Origin of the sequence: Calothrix sp. FACHB-168 (genome assembly GCF_963889195.1) — a bacterium.
Taxonomy (GTDB): Bacteria; Cyanobacteriota; Cyanobacteriia; order Cyanobacteriales; family Nostocaceae; genus Aulosira; species Aulosira anomala_A.
Genome location: NZ_CAWPNJ010000011.1, coordinates 171,020 through 187,699 on the forward strand (window position 1 = coordinate 171,020; position 16,680 = coordinate 187,699).

Sequence of the window (16,680 nt, forward strand, 5' to 3'; positions counted from 1 at the left end):
ACAAGGCGAGTGCTTTTTAAACTTCAATCTTCCTGTTTCAACGCCCGTCGCGCTAACTTAACGTAGGTTTTCACCGTAGTATAGGGCATTTCTAAATCCTGGGCGATCGCTTGTAATGATTCCCCCATTTCCCGACGGGCGAGAATAGTTGCCCATGTTGCAGCTATTTTATCAGCGCGATCGCCTCCCGTGCGTTTGCGTTGGGCGGTAAATATCGCCGTTAATTCTGCAATCCGTTCCCCCAACAGATTTGTTAATACCTGGGTAGATGTATTAACTTCCGGTTCCACCCATTCCAAGCGCGTTTGTCCTAAACCAAAAGTTGTTTTATGTCCTGTACCACAGTATGGTGCGAGTTTAACTAGAGCATAAAATAATTTAGTAAATTCTGTATTAGCTAAAGCAGTTTTACTCAAACCACAAGAAATCGCCCCAACAAACCCAGTCACCGAACCCCGTTTACCCGCCGCTACTTTCACCGACTCGATGCGGTGCTGATGGATAATCACGCTTTCATCTATCCAGTCGAGAAAAGCTTCCGTTTCTACAGCCATTCCCGAAAAGTCATTCCAGCGCCGCAAATAACTGTGGAACAAATTCACGGGCACCGGGAGGGGGAAATGATGACCTTTACGGCGAAAGCTGGTAGGCGAAACAAAGCTCAGAGTCACGTTAGTTTGTTTCTCTAAAGCTGAATCTAACAATTGGGCGTAGGTGGTGGGGGAATGGGCGAGACTCACCTGTTTAATTTGCAAAGGTGCATCTCGTAAAGCTAAAGTTTGGGGCAATTGGGTCAACCATTGCACGAGAAACTGTGCCACCCTGGGAGAAAGGGCGTTAACATGCCAATGGTAAACTTGCTTGGCTTCTAGATGCAGTTGTCTACCACTAGGGAGGAGTTGACCTTCCAGCGCCGAAATATTGAAGGGCTTTTCTGACTCCCCATCATGGAGGTAAGCCGAAAGTTCCGGATTAAATTGTCTGACTTGGTCGAGAAACCAAGCATGAAGTCCAATTGTGTACTGGGAATAGAGGGAAGTCGAACTAGTCGCCTCTAGGTCAAACACCAATCCCACCAATTCTGTATTATCTGCCCACTTGGGAATTGTGGGAGACAGGGTTTTAGACTTGGCTTTGCGATTGGTAGATGTAGCTGATCTTGCCATCGCTGCTTGCTATGCAAATAATTTTACTGTTTAGGGCATCCCTTCGGCTCCGCTCAGGGCGAGTGGGCATTATCCCCTGGTTACTGAGTGATTTACCCTGCGTTTCCTGAGTCTGTTGAACAGAGGGGAAGTGTGGGTAGAGTTATTTCCTGAAATTAAGAATAATCACATTACATACATTGAATTAAAAATAAATGGGGATCAATTTCAACATAATTGCTAATTAGTAATTAACTCTACAAATGTTGAGTTTTGTAAAGCGAAAATTGCGTTTTTACCCAGGTGTTAATTGCTGAACTTGCTGATTTAGCAGGTGTTTAGCGGAATATTACAAATTGTAAAATAATCTGATTCATCCTGTTGCAAATATTTTTTTATGGTGAGAGAAATACTTTCTTGTTAAGAGATAATTGAATTGATTTACGTTTTTCTTAGCATATTTAGGGTTTAAATTCGCTTTAGGCGCAAATTTTCCCCAATTGGATTGGTAATTCCCCATACTGTAGCGATTGGCTACTGGAGAATTACTATAGTGTAGTCTGCGGGATTTGTTACAAAAATTACTGAGTGGAAAATGCGATCGCTCTTTTGTCGGTTCAAGTAGCAAATTATGGGTTTCTGCGCTCAATATTGGGATAAATGTTGTCTCGCATACCCGATATAACGCCCGCAGGCTAGAAGTCTGGGGCTATCGTTACCAAGCCCACCTTTGTGGGCTAAAGAAATTTAGCCTGCTTTTGCAGGCTTTGTAGAATTAGCCGCACCCTTCTAGGGTGACGGCGATATTTCGGGTATGCGAGGTGATATCCATTTAAATAGCTTTTGCGGCACATCAATATATTCTAGAGGGCATGGCAGTGCCATGCCCCTACCATCCATTTATCTCGTTTCCAGCCAGAGGCTGGAAATGCGGATTGCGAGGCTCCGCCTCGTCTTCTGATAAATTGAGGCAGAGCCTCATAAATCTAAGCTCCCACGCAGAGCATGGGAGCTAGATGGAATGGGGGTTTCACGTTAAGTTGACACCAATGGGGGAGACCCCGCCCCTCCCCGCCAGAGTCTCCCCACCCTGAACGACAATCCACAACACACAATCATTAATTAAATTAATCTCACATAATTTAATCAGATTATTTTCCTTCAGAGATTCCTATTTCTACCAATCAATTAGAAAATTTCAAGGAAATGCGATCGCTCTTTTTCAACCTAAGTTTATAGGCTAACAATCTGAATAAATATCATACCTAATTTTTAATCCCCTTGCGGGGTAAGGGCAACTGTAACTACATTTGTAACCACAATGACTGATGCAGATGCTTGTGTGTTTCCATCCCCTTGCGGGGTAAGGGTAACTGTAACGCTTCACATTTGTGTTGCGGTTGTCGTGTTGCGTAGAGTTTCCATCCCCTTGCGGGGTAAGGGTAACTGTAACTGAAAATGTCTGTTTACATTCCTGAAATCTACGACATTGTTAGGTTTCCATCCCCTTGCGGGGTAAGGGCAACTGTAACTTAAAATTAAGCTTGGTGAAATAATTAAGCTTAAGTCGTTTCCATCCCCTTGCGGGGTAAGGGTAACTGTAACTTAACGATGGTCAAGATAATGTAGATATGGTAAAGCCGTTTCCATCCCCTTGCGGGGTAAGGGTAACTGTAACTGCTAGTGCGATCGCAAAGCTGGTTAGAGGCGAGGACGTTAAGTTTCCATCCCCTTGCGGGGTAAAGGTAACTGTAACTTATTGGACTAAGTTTAGTAAACGCTAAGTATGATCTTGAGTTTCCATCCCCTTGCGGGGTAAAGGTAACTGTAACATACTGGTGATGCTCAGTATTTCGTTTTGCTGGAAGTTTCCATCCCCTTGCGGGGTAAAGGTAACTGTAACTGCTGCACGTAAATACGGCGTGGAAGGCACATACCAGTTTCCATCCCCTTGCGGGGTAAAGGTAACTGTAACTTCATGAGTTAGGTCATGCAACTCATTTAGATGAGGTTTCCATCCCCTTGCGGGGTAAAGGTAACTGTAACCCCTAGCCTTGAAACCCATATCACCTATAGCTTCCAGAGGCGGTTTGCGACGGGGTACTCATTTTATTTTTCTCCCGTCCAAAAATAACCAGAAAAAATCCCTGAAAGCCTTACAGAATAAGCAATCGGCAGGGTCTACGAAAAAACTAGGGTTTCAGCGATTTGACGGATCGGCCGCAAAACCGCTTTTTCCTTTCAGGGTAGTATGGAAATCTACCCTAACAACCAAGATATTTATGCAATTTTCAAGGTTCTGTTCTCTATTAAGCCTAGAGAAAGCACGTAAGACTTAACTAAAAATTTGCAATGTAAACAACATAATTCACAGACATATATTCGTCAAGCCTTACCTATACAAAACTTAAAGCAGCAATACTGAGTTAACTTACATACTTCACGCTTTTAATCGTCCCATCATCCTTAACAGCCGAAATTTTCACCTTCACCACCTGTCCCTCATGGAGAGAACTAGCTTGCTTCGGTTCCTTCTCGGTTAACTTAATCGTCCCCAAAATTTCATAGGTGACTTTATTCCCGTTGATTTTGGTAACCTTCGCCTCAATAACTTGCTCAACTTGAAAATCTTGCGCTTGCGCTACTTTCGCAATTTCCGCTTGACGCGCTGACTCTACAGGTAGCGCTTTCGGAGTCGCAATTTCCCCAATTGGGACACCAGCATCTCTGTAATAACGCATCAGACGCGCTACCCAACCTAAAATTTGCAGCATCGTATCAGCATCGCTGACGCCTTTGAGATAATCGCTACAAGCTTTCTCAATACTGCGGTAATAATCGGTAGTTTTACCACTGTGTCCAATTTGTCTACCATTACTGACGAGGATTTTCAGGTATTGGAAGAACCGAGAGGTAGCATTTGGCTGGTTTACAGAAGCGCGGAGATAAGCGACAGCTTTACCCAACTCGTTGACATCTGTATTTTCTTTAACTAAAATTTGGGCGATCGCATGAGCAATTTCCCACTGTGCATCTGTGAGAGATTCGGAAGACAACTCAGCTATTGTCATAATTTAATACATTCCCGATGGTGGTTCGCGGTCGGTGGGATAGCGTAAAATTGCAGCCAGTTCTTCTAATTGCGGTTTTTGAATCAAGTGTGAATGTGCTGCTTGAATATTTTTTTGGATAAATTGTTGTAATTTTTCCCCAATCAACTCATCAGATTGATTGAGATTATAAGATGAATAACGCTGTTTCAGGTTTTGCGGTTGGTGGATTTTATCGATATTAACAGTCATTGTTCCCATCCCTATCGGTTTACCACCGCCAACTTTTAAAGCCATCGGATATTTAGCATCTTGTCCTAAGACAATTAATAAAGTACCTAATTCTTCGACTGTCAAATTTTTAAAATGTAATTGAGTGGTAAAAATATATTCTCTACCAGCTTGTTGTACGGGAATTCCTGAATTTTGACCTTTATCAATTGCCTTGATAGTATGATAATAAAACTTGCGTCCGGCAACTCTACTGCGAATAAAATATGCGCCACGTTCATCAGGACGAGGACGATATAATGAAGGCATAAAACCTGTAGCAAAGCTGATATTTTCACACCTCGCATCGTTAAAATCTAGCAAACCTTGCCAATCTAAAGCACCAAAAACTCTACTAGCTGGACAAAGTTGTTCTTTCTGGCGACAAGGTAAGCGTTCTGGGGGAATTTTATCTCTATATCTATTAGTAATAACTGCTAAAGTACTATTAGTAATCGCCTCATATACAGAACGAATACAACCTTTCAGTGAACTACCTTGAATTGAGAGTTTTTGGTCAACACCCTGTACCATAGTTTTAATCAGGGGAATTTTTTGACCGATATCGCTACCCATAACCACCACCCCAGTAGAGACATGAAGAGGAGTCTGCACTTTTAGGGTAAGATACAAAGTACCGTGCAGGCGATCGCTAAAATATTTATGATGTCCAGCCGGACGCTGTAAATTAGGGCGTTCACTGGGAAAAGAAACGAATTCATAAGGTTTCTTGACAAAATCTGAAGATGAATCCCCACCGTTAGGGCGATTAGGTGGTTGAGGTCTTGAGGGGCGATTTACTGTCATAATTACTGTGTAATTGTCAAAGCGACAAAGTGAACTGTAGAAGTTTGTTTATCGATAAAATAACGCTGGGCGATATTTGCTGCTTTCTCAGGAAATCCTTTAGGGAAACGAGTTTCTGTAGATCCATATAAATGAGCATTTCTATCTTGAATATCCCAATCTTTACCCACAGGGCTAAAATCAGCATACTCACCAGCAACACTTAAAAGCAGCACTTCATAACTATCTTTACGTTTATACTTCCACCGCAATTCACAATTTTGATTAAACATTTGTCCTTCCAGCATCGGGAAGTCATTTTCTGTGGGTACTTGTTTCCAATTATCGCTAACTTTATGAGTCCATCTCAGGAAGTAGTAACTAGGTTCAATTGCAAATTCTTGAATTAAATCAAGTAATTCTGCAACTGATAAAAGTTTTTCTTTTACACCAACAAAAGCCGTCATCTTGATACCCCTAATAAACTACTCCAAGATTTAACAGCACGTTCAAATAAATCTGTAACCGTACCATCTCGCCAAGTAAGTTGCACACCAAAACCTAAATTCATCTCTTGTGCTGCTACAGGAGTATCTTGTCTATCTTCTGTGCTATTTTCTTTCAGAAAACCATAGGTTCTTGCTTCATTGATTTCTAAAAATTCCCCAGCACCTAAAAGATAAGTATGATTCCATTGTTTTTGACTACCCATAGCCTGAATTTGGCGTTTATCTTCCGATAAAACACAACCAGGATATTGCACAATTGCTTGATTCAACTTCACCTGTACAGTACCCAAACCGCGAGATTTTGCAAACCCTAAACCAAACCAACCGTCATCTAAATCGCGCAAGACTAAACCAATTAAACCTAATTGGGAGAGAGTGAAGTTTTTGAGGTGAATTTTAGTTTTAAATTCCCCAGCAGTACAAACTTGATAATTAAAAGGCCCTACTGCTACCGAACCAAAAACCCTATCAATTGCTACACCATTACGTTCTTCAATTTTCAGAGGCTGAGACTTATCGGGATAAGCATCTTCAATTCTCAATCTACTAGCAATAGAAGTATTACCAAATATTTGGTCAGTAAAACTAGATAATTTGTAAATATCTGGTGCTGATTTATTCTCCAGATAAGTGTATTTATCGCTTAACGGATCGTTAGCCCAAGGTAATTTTTTAGAGTTAGGTTTATCTTCACCTACAGTCCTGACAATTCTTTCCGCATGGGCGCGAATTGCACCTTTTAAACTACTTCCAGGTAAATATATAGAACGCCCACCAGCATGATATGTTTCCACAAATTCCATATCCGGCTTAGTCGGATCGGCTCCTTCCTTACCAGATTTAATCAGCATCGGCCCGTCAGGAATTAGGGTTAAATCAATAGTACAATGGTTAACAAATCTTTTGTGCATAGCTATATTTAGTTGAGAAAATTTGTTTAGACTGCAACTAAATTATTTAGCTGCGATTCACATTGTTGAAACACAAAATTAACAACCGCAAATAATTTATCTAGTTCATAAATAGTGTAAAAGATGATATTTTTAGTAAATTTATTTGCCTCTAATTTACCGAATTGCCATACATCTCCATTAGAAACAATACCAAAAATTACTATTTCATCTTTTTCATGCAGTTTTTGGGATGCAATCATTTCTGCTAAACATTGCGCCCAACCTGTTACAAAATCATCTTGCTTGGCTGCTACTAAAATGAAATAAGGTTTGTCAAATACGACTTTACCTAATGGTGAACGTTGAGCCAAAATATATTCAGGATAGCCAGATAAATCTCGATTGTAATTTAATGATTGATGACCCCATAAAATAAACTTACTGCGGTAAGTCTTCCAAACCTCTTTAATTACGGGATAAATCAAATTTTCACAAATCGCAAACTCTGAATTATTAATAACAGCATCCCGCATCATTAATTCTAAATCTTCGCGGAAATAGTCAGGAATAGTAAAAGCAATTTCACTGACAAAATTAGCTTCAGTGTAAGTTACTTGAAATGCTTTGAGAACTTCACCGATAGTTTTAAAACTGCTGAAAGCCATAGTTACCCTCCTCAAGAATTTGGCGTGACTTCAGTTATCTGAGTCTTAGCTTGATTTTTTCGTAAATAATGAATCAGCGAATTTGTCCAGTTTTGCTTTAAATTGAACTCTTTGGCATCTTGATAGCTGGGTAGTTTATCTGATGAATTACTATTTACCAATTCTTGCAAGTATGTCAGTAATTTTTCTGGGTTGTTGCTGACATCTAACCAATACATTTTGTCAATATCTAGTTTAACCACACCCAAGCCACGCGATCGCCCTCCACCCAGAGGTATTTGTTCTGTCTCAAACTGATGTAACCCAATCATCAACAGTCCCAGTTCATAATCCTCAGCGTTTTCTACCACCGCTTTAAATTCAAACTGCGTCCCTGCTGGTACAACTTGGAAATCGTAGAGTTTCCCATCTGCTGCGGTTTCCGTGTCTCTATCAATAGCTACCCCGTCTCTTTCTTGGTACTGTCCAAACCAAGTATCAGGGACTACAATTAAATCTCGGACTTGGAATTTGCTAGCAATCCAGGGTGAACCAAATAGCAGAGATGGTAAGTCAGTATGTTGGAGAATAGCTTCAGTTAAAGCTTGGTCATCATCGTAAGCGTCTTTTAACTGCTTCATTTCCTGGGATGTAATTGACCATTCATCCTCAATAGCTGGATTTGCCACAAGTTGACGATTATTTCCTACAATACCTCTGAGGAAACTTTCTAAGCGCGATCGCATTGCACCTTTAAAGCTAGAACCTGGTATTAATGGATTACCCAAACTGTCTTTAATTACAGGTAAATCTGAACCGATGGGTTCACTCGAACGTCCTGCGCTAATGCGTAGTGCTGTAATTGTTTTGAGTTTACCTGTAATTTCTAGGCGATTTTTGAAAGTGTCAAACATAAGATAATTAGGGGTTGTCGTTGACATAATCATGCTCTCCAAAATGACGCATCCGTAATACTTTTTTGGTCTTTTTTTGAGAATCTTTAATTTCTTCTATAACACAGCTAACTCGCCAACCCTCATTTTTATTAAGGTAGAAATGGTCAATTTCATTCTTTTTTAAGCCTCCTTCACATTTCTGTGAACCTTCATATCTTTTATATCTAAATCGCTTGTTTATCCGGCTTGTATCTCCATTAAACTTCAGCATCGTTGCTGAGATTTCTGCTAGTGCAGAATGTAATTCATATTTAATCTTGTCATCCACTGTGTGCCTTAAATAGTCCTTTTCAAAAGACTTTTCATATACTAGACAAGGGAATAAAAGTAAATCTTTTTTAAATAAATCATATTTACAATTATTCCAAGTTAGTCTGCCCCAATTACTTAGAATTGCTTCATCATCGTATACAAAAATTAATGATTCTGGAACTTTTGCTAGTTGATTTACATTAATTGCAACACTATTTTCGGCTGCCATTAATGCAAATTCAACAGGTTTAATTACTTCTGTATTTATCTTGACAGGTAATCGAGGAATTGTAATTAATTCTGAATTAACACCCTCAAATATATAAATTATTTTGTCAGCGTAGAACATGCCAAAGGTATTAACAAATCCTTGTATAGCCTTGAAACCACCTACTAAATTAAAGCAAATTTCATAGCCACTATCTTTATAACCAGGAATAGTTTCTTCAAACCAATTTAAAAGTTCATCAATTCCTTGTGTAAATGCTTCATTACTGCCAGTTGTAAAACCTGCTGGTTTATTTATAGAAATATTTATTCCTTGGTTAATTAGGAATGATTGTAATATTTCCGAGGTTATTTTATTTTGATAAGTATCACTAGCAAGTAAAAAATGTATATCTTGCTTTCCTTGATTTATTTGTTCTTGATACAATCCATAAATACCATTTAGCTCTGCACTGGCTTCTCTAATATTTAATATATTACCATCATATAATTTCTCCTCTGCTCTATTTTTTAGTTCTAAAATAATATCAATAACATCCGGCTCATATTTTTGAATTTTATCCTCAGTCCAGTTAGCAGTCTTATCAATCATTACCTGCCAATTTTTTGGATCTTTTTGGCGAAGCTGGTTAGAAAGTAAACTTGTGCCAACAGTTGATAAAACAAAGCGGTGCATATTTAAACACTCCTAATAAATTTATAGATGTTTTATTTCTTTAACTTTATTTCACCGACTGAAGCTGTATGTTCCCTGGCTAAATATCCTAAGAAAAGTTGCACCAGTTTCAGATGAATATTTTTGCGTAATTGAGTTTGGTTATTAATGTCATTTAAATAGGGTTCTAGATTATGACCTTTAGGAACACTTTTTCGTAATTTTGTTACTATTAATTGCGCATCCTTATCTAATTCATCCAGTGCATTTACTAAAGCCTTAGCAAATATATCTTTATCTTTTTGTGTTTTCCAAATTGGGCTTGAACCACTTCTCCCCACCTGATAACGAATGTAATTTTTAATAATTTCAATTGAAGAGCTTGCATCAACAGCAACAGCTAATACATTTCTAAAAGGAGATTTTTCATCTTTATTGGCTATGGCAAAATTTTCTGATAAATCTTTCAGTTTTAGAATGATTTCATCCATTTGGTTACTAATACCTTTTTCAACTCTCAAAGCCAGTTGTTCTTGTAAAATATTATCTAGTTCTGCCATGACTAAACAGCCTCCTCTCTTAATATGAAATGAAATTCATTGCAAATTTGTACTTGTCCGAAGCCTTCGCAGGTGCGATCGCCTACTCCATAAACCTCTAAATCCTCCCAAGCTTGTAACCAGAGATTCTTATTTTCTGTACTAAATAAATAGACACTTCCCTTATTTGTCACTAACTCTACATCTTTCATTAAACCCCAAGCAGAATTCCAACCAGAACGGTAGTCATAGCTACTGTAAGCAGCGTGAATATCCAAAGATGAATCATTCACACCAGTATATTGCTGTAGCATTTTTGGAGAAATTACCGTTGTGCGTTGCCAGTTTTCAGTTAAAATTGCATCTGCTTGTAAATCCAAGGTGAAATAAATACGATTTTCTGGTAATTCCTCTAAAGGATTACCAAATATATCACCCCATTTACTCCAACGGTGGCGTAATTTTTGGTTAAAATCATCTATTCGTTTAATTACTTTTGATTTAATATTGCTAGGTGCTTTTGCTGTAATTTTTACCTTACCTAATCCTCGTGAACCTGCGCCACCTAAACGTAAATCATGTTGATGATTTTGAATAAATTGTTGTAGAGCTACAGCTAAATCATCCTTCACAAAAACTGCACCTATATATGTGACAGGTCGTTTTTTATTTTCTTGAGATTCATTTAAAACTGCAATACTGTATAAAACCCTTTCTTCAGAAGTAGCACGGCGGCGATTAATTCCTACTCTGGTTAATAGACGAGTATTTGCGGAAGGGCTGTAGTAATCATCATTGTGTTCGCTATAAAAACTGCTATAATTATCAACTCTTTCTCCATAAGTTGACTTTTCCGTTGGGCAATTAGGATCGTAAATTTGTCCATATTTTTCGGCGCATAATCTGTCTATCAAACTATCAAATGCACCATTTTTATTCTGCTCATCTGTTGTAAATCCCGATTTATTTTTGGAACTGAGTACAGTAGCAGGTAATACTTTCACATCATCTTTCAAAACACAATCAGTATCAATAGTTATAATTCCTGGGTAAGCGTTTTGAAAAATAGCTGGATTCTCACTCAAAAATAATTTATAGAAATCATCATTTTCACTAATTGTAGATGAATTAGCCTGTTTTAATATTTGACTAGCAATTGCACCACGAATCACAGAACCAGGAATATATTTTTCTACCTCACTCACATTTCCACCGGGTTTTTGTCTACCAATTGCTAAAGGAGACAGTGCTTTAATTTCTAGATTAATCTTTTTCATCGTTTTTAAATCCTTTAGCGAGAAACTCCCATGCTGTTTCTTCTATAGATAAATTAGGTAATTCCCAAGATAGCCAACCTAACCCGGCTGATTTACTACCTCCTAAAGCATTAATATGACGCAATCCAACTAAAATTAATGGTGCTGCATAAATTGGCGCGTTAGATAAATAAATATTCCCTGTAAATCTTAATTGCACATTCGCTGGTGATGTTTCTAGAAAGAAAAGTTTGTCTTCTTCCGCAGTCCGCCGCCGACGGTTAATTGTAACTCCAGGACGTATGACTTCTGGTAAGTTATCTGGTTCTTCTTTACAAATTAAATCATCTACAATTATCCGAGAAGGTAAAACAGGATTACCGAAGATTTGACAAATTAAACAATGATGATGTTTATCTGCTGCTGATGTTGATATTTTATATTCTATTCTGGCAAAATTTTCTGTTAAACCTGCTCTTTGTGGACACATAGTTTGTGGGTTAGGAGAATAGCAAATAGCCCACTTTAAACCTCTTGCAATTTTCTCGCACTCATGGCGCAAACGTCCTTTAAGTTGGGAAGCAGGAATAAGCAGGTTATCTTCAGCGTTACGGACTATTGGTTTATCTGCAAGCGAACCAGAAGCACCTCCAGCACCAATACATAAAGCAGTATTAATGACTGCTGTAATCGGGTAGGTTTGCAGTGAATTAGATAATTTTTGGAGTTCAATCATGACTCAATCCCTGTAGATATAATTTTTGATGTCTCGTTATCTGGTACTTCTACAAAATCGTAGACATCTACCATATCTCGCCAAATAGTTTCATAAAATGGATCTTCAGGATGTTTAGGGTCAAGTTTACCGTTATCATACATCCAAGGTGCTAAATTACCTTTATTTACTTTATCTTTGGGTAGACACCAAGCTTCTTCAAAGTCCCTCAGCAATGCTTCTTTACCTTGTTTTAATCTCACTCGAAAATAGCGATAGTTAAGAATTGCTGTATGTTTACCTCGTTCTAATAAACTGCGAATTTGATAAAGTTGAGATTTAGGAAATTTAGCGTTTTTCAAAGCTGCAATTGAAGTAATTAATCCTCCTAATTCATGGAGAGTGTATGGTGTGGCGTATAGTTTGAGATTTTGCAGGCTCTTTTGAGTTAATGCTTCTTTACGAAATTCTTTCACATTAGATGAAATCATTGTCACTGATTTAAGACTTAAAAAATCCACTGTTCCGCCATGATATCCAGCTTTTTTAAGTTTTTTAGCGCGTTCTTTCGCTGATTTAAGTAATTGCTCTACTAAATCTCTGGCGTAGTATATGGGTGTGTTGACAGCCGTAATCAATACACCAATTGATGTACTCAGTTCACAATCAGAACGGTTTGCTGTTGAGGGTTTATAACGTTGATATTTATGCGGTTCAAATGGTTTGGTGTGATTTAGGCGATAATCCCCAGTAATTTTTTTAAGGTCTCCATTTTCTGATTCATTCTCAATAACTGGAATTTCCTGAAGCAGAATTTTTTCAAATCTTTCGCCTATCATTTGGGAGATTTGTAAAGCTTTATTAGCAGGGACAATCAATAAAATATCATCGCCACCAATGGTAATAATTTCAAAAGGATGGATGAATTGACCATTTGCTAAATGTGATTCTTCATCATTGAATCTACTTAGTTGATGCGGATTTAAGTTTTCCGCTAGTGCTTGGTAAACTGCGGATATTGTTGCTAAATCTACATCTCTACTAAATTGTTGGTATTTTTCTGGTGTGAGGATTTTTTGAATATAACCACCCATATTATTACCATCTGCATAAATATAGGCAACATAACCATTACTAGCGTTAGAAACTTCGGTAAGAGTTTCAGCAGTTTCTACTGACTTTTCTGAAATTCTACCGTAATATTTCCTTTTTAAACTTGGATTCTCTTCTAGAAAGAGTTTGAATCTATTTACCCAACTTTCAATTACACCTCTTTGCCAGGTTAACCCAGATTCTACATACCAAGGAGGATTATGACTGAAATTATCTTTTGCTCTGTCACCTACTAAATATTTGCGTACAGATGCTTCTGAAAAATAGGTTTCTCTAGGGAGTTTGTCTACTCGCATCATAGCAGAACGGCGATCGCTACCATCACGTATCAAATAAGGATGAGTTTCAAACATTGGTTGATAGCGACGACTAGGACGATTAGGAGTATCATTACCACTACGACGCTGATTAAACAAAATGTTTAATTTAGTTGTTAATTCATTAAAACTCTTACGTCTTTTGAATGCTTCGACTCTCTCGGATTCATTACTGGGATATCCAAAATAAGCTTGAACTAATTTCTGATTAAATTGCTGATGATACCAATCTAACCATAATGTATCTTTTATTGACTCTCGTAATAAACCAAAGCGCAATTCTAACAATTTAAATGTCTCACCTACTGCACAGGAATTAGCTGTTAAAGTCTCTTCTGTGTAGCGCTTTTCAATCGCATTGGCTAAGTCATCGACATAAGCAGCAGGACAAAAAGCTAAGATATTACCACCTGTAGAATAGATAATTAACTCTGGAATCAGAGCTTCAGCTAATTTGTAATTCTTTGATTGGGAATCTCCCGAAAAATTATCATTTAACCAGGTTCTAATTTGATTAAATTGTATATTGTAACGATTTTTATCTTCTTCAGCAATTTTTTGGGGATTTTTTTGATTAAAAAAAGCAGGTAAATCAATTATATTGATTCTATCTAGTAAGCCAGATGCACCACGGATTTCTTGAATTTTTGCTGATTCAAATACATATTGCTTAATTTTAGTTGCACCACCATAAACCAAACCAATGCGAGTATTCTGATTCCACAACTCAGGATAATCATTTTTTAAGGTATCAAGATTTGGGGGAAAATATTTTTCATCTATACCTTGTAATTTTTCTACCTGTCTTAGCAAATCTTGCACATCATTTGGTAGCTCTTTCCCCTGAGTCAAAGCCTCACGCATTTGCCGCAACACTTCCAAGCTATACTGAGGTTCGCGCTTATCGCCCCAAGCCAAACACCAAGCGATCGCAATTGTTATAGAATTTGTCTTATCCATCTGTGTTGTCATTTGTACATACTCCAGCAATTCTCAACCACACCCCACCAAGAAACGCAAGCATACATCTCATGGGTGAATTTGCTTAAATGCGACTACTCCCCCTGTATCATCACCCTAAATCCCCAAATTTATGCAACAGCAGAGAGTTAAATTGGCTACTCAATCAACCAAGTCTCCTAATTTATACGTGGGATTGTGTGTGATAGAAATCACATATTTACCAATCTTAGGATCGAAAAAACCAACTGCACCGTAAATATGAGCAAGTTTATGTGCTAAAACAAACGCTACAGGTATGGAGATGGGCCCGTTAATTTTTAATAACGAACCTCCCTGCAATTCCCCAGCGTTAGCCATTTCCTCTAGTCGCGCGGCTGCATCTTTGACAATTTGGTCATTTTGGGCAGGTTCGCCAAAATTAACTCGTAAAACCCCATCTTGGAAGTTGATTTTGTAAGTAGTCATGTTGTTTTCCCGGTGATGAGTTGTTTTCATCATACAGGTAGCTGGAAGAAGCTTATTCCGATTTTGGTTGAAGATTTGTCTGTTAACTGCTTACATCCCCTAGTGGGGAATAAAACTGTAGCAACGCGCGATCGCACTTTTTATTTATTTATTGCTAAATAATCCTATCTTCAGATATATTATTTCTCTACAGGTGGCGATAAATTGTAAAAGCCTTATATCAAATACTATAATTAACCGCATTTACAGAATTTCACCTCAGTTATAATCAACATATATATTGCTGATTCATTTCCGCACATTAATTGCGATAAATTACTCTCTTTCAAAGCTTTTGTACTCAAAATCACAAATTAATAATATTAAATTGTGCGCAATTAAACAATTTTTTTGATAGTTACATTTAAGTTTTATCAAGCTGCTAGTTGCGCTACATATCACAAAACAACTTTTTGATAAAAAAACTACTCCAAAGATTTTTATTTTCACTGTTTTGACAACTAGTAAAAAAATCCTTAAGCTAATAGATAGGTTTAATTAATCAACGAGAAAACGGCGATTTTCTTTGGTGAACATCAAGAGCCGTTATCTCAAAAAATCCCCATGAACCAATGAATCAAGACTAAAATCCCAAACTCACGATTGAACTCCAGCACTCAGTTCCTCTACCACTAACCTAATATTTAAACAACCGGATATCGCCCCAAATATATGTAATTCTATATTCCGGTAATGGTAGAAAAATTGTGGTTAAAGCTCTTGAGTGTCAATCGTGCGAGTTTGTTTGAGGTTAAGCAAATATGACTAGGAGAATGCCGTGTTTGATTATCTAACAAATTTGAATGACCACAATTTACCCTATCCGGATACGCTCCATCCAATCGTAGTTCACTTTGTCATTGCGATGGTGCTATTCGCCTTTTGTTGTGATGTAATTGGCTATTTTACGCGCAACTTTCGGCTATTTGAGGTAAGTTGGTGGAATATGCTCATTGCGACAATTTCCATCTTTGTTGCCATCATTTTTGGTCAATTTGAAGCAGGTTTAGCCCATCCTTATGAAGCAGCTAAATCAGTTCTCAACGTCCATACACTGATTGGCTGGTCACTATCAGGAATTATTGCCGCCATTACCGCTTGGCGCTACGTAATTCGTGCCCGCGACCCTCAGAGATTAACAATTTATTATCTCGGTGCCGGGGCGATTTTAACCGCAATAGTTGGCTTGCAAGTATACCTGGGAGATGAACTGGTTTGGGTATATGGACTGCATACAGTACCAGTTGTTGAAGCACTCAGAGACGGTCTTTTGCCATGAACTCAGAACTAATTAACCAATTTAGCGGGCAACTCGGCCCAAACGGCTTACCTTACAGTATTCCAGTTCATCCAAACTTAGTCCATCTAACTTTAGGTTTATTCATCATTGGGATTACCTTTGATATCGTTGGGGCGCTGTTTCCCTTCCAAAAATGGGTCTTTAAATTTTTCGCCATTTCTGTTGAACGTAATAACCTATTTGATGTTGGCTGGTACAACATGGTAGCCGCATCTACCATTACCTTTTTTACAGTCGCTGCTGGCTTTTACGAAATGTTGCTAGCACAACCACCAGCTGATGTGAAAAGCGCTTGGGGATTACCCGCCATAGATACCATGATTTGGCATGGTGTCGGTGGTGTGTTGTTACTAGCAATCATGATTGGTATGACAGTTTGGAGAGGATACCAGCGCTTTATTACTCGCCGGGATGAAGAGAAACAAGTGCAATGGCGCTATCTGTTAACAGGTGTCGTAGTCATGTTTATCTTGTATCTTCACGGCACTTTAGGCGCACAACTAGCCGCCGAATTTGGTGTCCACAACACAGCAGATAATTTGTTGCGATTAGGCCAAGACCTAAACACAGCGTTTAAGTAATTAT

17 protein-coding genes are annotated in these 16,680 nt (G+C 38.2%); 3 read left to right on the top strand and 14 right to left on the bottom strand.

The window, feature by feature from the left end:
• Positions 1-23 precede the first annotated feature (23 nt).
• The 14 genes from cas6 to AACW45_RS05490 form a co-directional block, all read right to left on the bottom strand.
• Positions 24-1,166 carry a CRISPR-associated endoribonuclease Cas6 gene (gene cas6, locus AACW45_RS05430; protein ID WP_190631826.1) on the bottom strand — a complete coding sequence of 381 codons (1,143 nt, stop codon included), beginning with the start codon at positions 1,164-1,166 and terminating at the stop codon, positions 24-26.
• A 1,759-nt stretch (positions 1,167-2,925) separates the two neighbouring features.
• Positions 2,926-3,210: a hypothetical protein gene (locus tag AACW45_RS38380; RefSeq protein ID WP_190692818.1), complete on the bottom strand. Its 285-nt coding sequence runs from the start codon at positions 3,208-3,210 to the stop codon at positions 2,926-2,928.
• A 361-nt stretch (positions 3,211-3,571) separates the two neighbouring features.
• Complete coding sequence (locus tag AACW45_RS05435; RefSeq protein WP_190631828.1) at positions 3,572-4,216, bottom strand: hypothetical protein; 645 nt, start codon at positions 4,214-4,216, stop codon at positions 3,572-3,574.
• A gap of 3 nt (positions 4,217-4,219) precedes the next feature.
• Positions 4,220-5,272 carry an RAMP superfamily CRISPR-associated protein gene (locus AACW45_RS05440; RefSeq protein ID WP_190631830.1) on the bottom strand — a complete coding sequence of 351 codons (1,053 nt, stop codon included), beginning with the start codon at positions 5,270-5,272 and terminating at the stop codon, positions 4,220-4,222.
• Positions 5,273-5,274: 2 nt separating this feature from the next.
• On the bottom strand, positions 5,275-5,718 hold the full coding sequence (locus tag AACW45_RS05445; RefSeq protein ID WP_190631832.1) for a hypothetical protein: 444 nt from the start codon (positions 5,716-5,718) through the stop codon (positions 5,275-5,277).
• The gene (locus AACW45_RS05450) at positions 5,715-6,671 is read right to left on the bottom strand and encodes an RAMP superfamily CRISPR-associated protein (RefSeq protein WP_190631835.1); all 957 of its coding nucleotides are present in this window, start codon (positions 6,669-6,671) and stop codon (positions 5,715-5,717) included. Before AACW45_RS05450 ends, AACW45_RS05445 begins: the two co-directional genes overlap by 4 nt.
• A gap of 26 nt (positions 6,672-6,697) precedes the next feature.
• Positions 6,698-7,318: a hypothetical protein gene (locus tag AACW45_RS05455; RefSeq protein WP_190631837.1), complete on the bottom strand. Its 621-nt coding sequence runs from the start codon at positions 7,316-7,318 to the stop codon at positions 6,698-6,700.
• Positions 7,319-7,329: 11 nt separating this feature from the next.
• Entirely contained in the window at positions 7,330-8,211 is an 882-nt protein-coding gene (csx7, locus tag AACW45_RS05460) for a type III CRISPR-associated RAMP protein Csx7 (RefSeq protein ID WP_190631840.1), read from the bottom strand.
• A gap of 7 nt (positions 8,212-8,218) precedes the next feature.
• Positions 8,219-9,409: a CRISPR-associated protein gene (locus AACW45_RS05465; protein WP_190631842.1), complete on the bottom strand. Its 1,191-nt coding sequence runs from the start codon at positions 9,407-9,409 to the stop codon at positions 8,219-8,221.
• A 32-nt stretch (positions 9,410-9,441) separates the two neighbouring features.
• Positions 9,442-9,948 carry a hypothetical protein gene (locus AACW45_RS05470; RefSeq protein WP_190631845.1) on the bottom strand — a complete coding sequence of 169 codons (507 nt, stop codon included), beginning with the start codon at positions 9,946-9,948 and terminating at the stop codon, positions 9,442-9,444.
• A 2-nt stretch (positions 9,949-9,950) separates the two neighbouring features.
• Positions 9,951-11,204 carry a type III-D CRISPR-associated RAMP protein Csx10 gene (gene csx10 / locus AACW45_RS05475; protein ID WP_190631847.1) on the bottom strand — a complete coding sequence of 418 codons (1,254 nt, stop codon included), beginning with the start codon at positions 11,202-11,204 and terminating at the stop codon, positions 9,951-9,953.
• A complete protein-coding gene (locus AACW45_RS05480; RefSeq protein ID WP_190631849.1) occupies positions 11,191-11,919 on the bottom strand; it encodes an RAMP superfamily CRISPR-associated protein in 729 nt (242 codons plus the stop codon). Before AACW45_RS05480 ends, csx10 begins: the two co-directional genes overlap by 14 nt.
• Positions 11,916-14,300, bottom strand: coding sequence for a type III-B CRISPR-associated protein Cas10/Cmr2 (gene cas10, locus AACW45_RS05485; protein WP_242045635.1), 2,385 nt, complete (start codon positions 14,298-14,300; stop codon positions 11,916-11,918). The genes AACW45_RS05480 and cas10 overlap by 4 nt, the downstream gene beginning before the upstream one ends.
• Positions 14,301-14,450: 150 nt before the next feature.
• Positions 14,451-14,756 (bottom strand): CRISPR-associated protein Csx3, encoded by a 306-nt coding sequence (locus AACW45_RS05490; protein WP_190631851.1) that lies wholly within the window; start codon positions 14,754-14,756, stop codon positions 14,451-14,453.
• A gap of 15 nt (positions 14,757-14,771) precedes the next feature.
• On the opposite strand from AACW45_RS05490, the gene AACW45_RS05495 reads away from it, so the two are divergent.
• The 3 genes from AACW45_RS05495 (at position 14,772) to AACW45_RS05505 (ending at position 16,676) form a co-directional block, all read left to right on the top strand.
• Positions 14,772-14,918, top strand: coding sequence for a hypothetical protein (locus tag AACW45_RS05495; protein ID WP_190631853.1), 147 nt, complete (start codon positions 14,772-14,774; stop codon positions 14,916-14,918).
• 655 nt (positions 14,919-15,573) lie between these two features.
• Positions 15,574-16,074 carry a DUF2231 domain-containing protein gene (locus tag AACW45_RS05500; RefSeq protein WP_190631855.1) on the top strand — a complete coding sequence of 167 codons (501 nt, stop codon included), beginning with the start codon at positions 15,574-15,576 and terminating at the stop codon, positions 16,072-16,074.
• On the top strand, positions 16,071-16,676 hold the full coding sequence (locus tag AACW45_RS05505; protein WP_190631857.1) for a DUF2231 domain-containing protein: 606 nt from the start codon (positions 16,071-16,073) through the stop codon (positions 16,674-16,676). The genes AACW45_RS05500 and AACW45_RS05505 overlap by 4 nt, the downstream gene beginning before the upstream one ends.
• Positions 16,677-16,680: the final 4 nt, after the last annotated feature.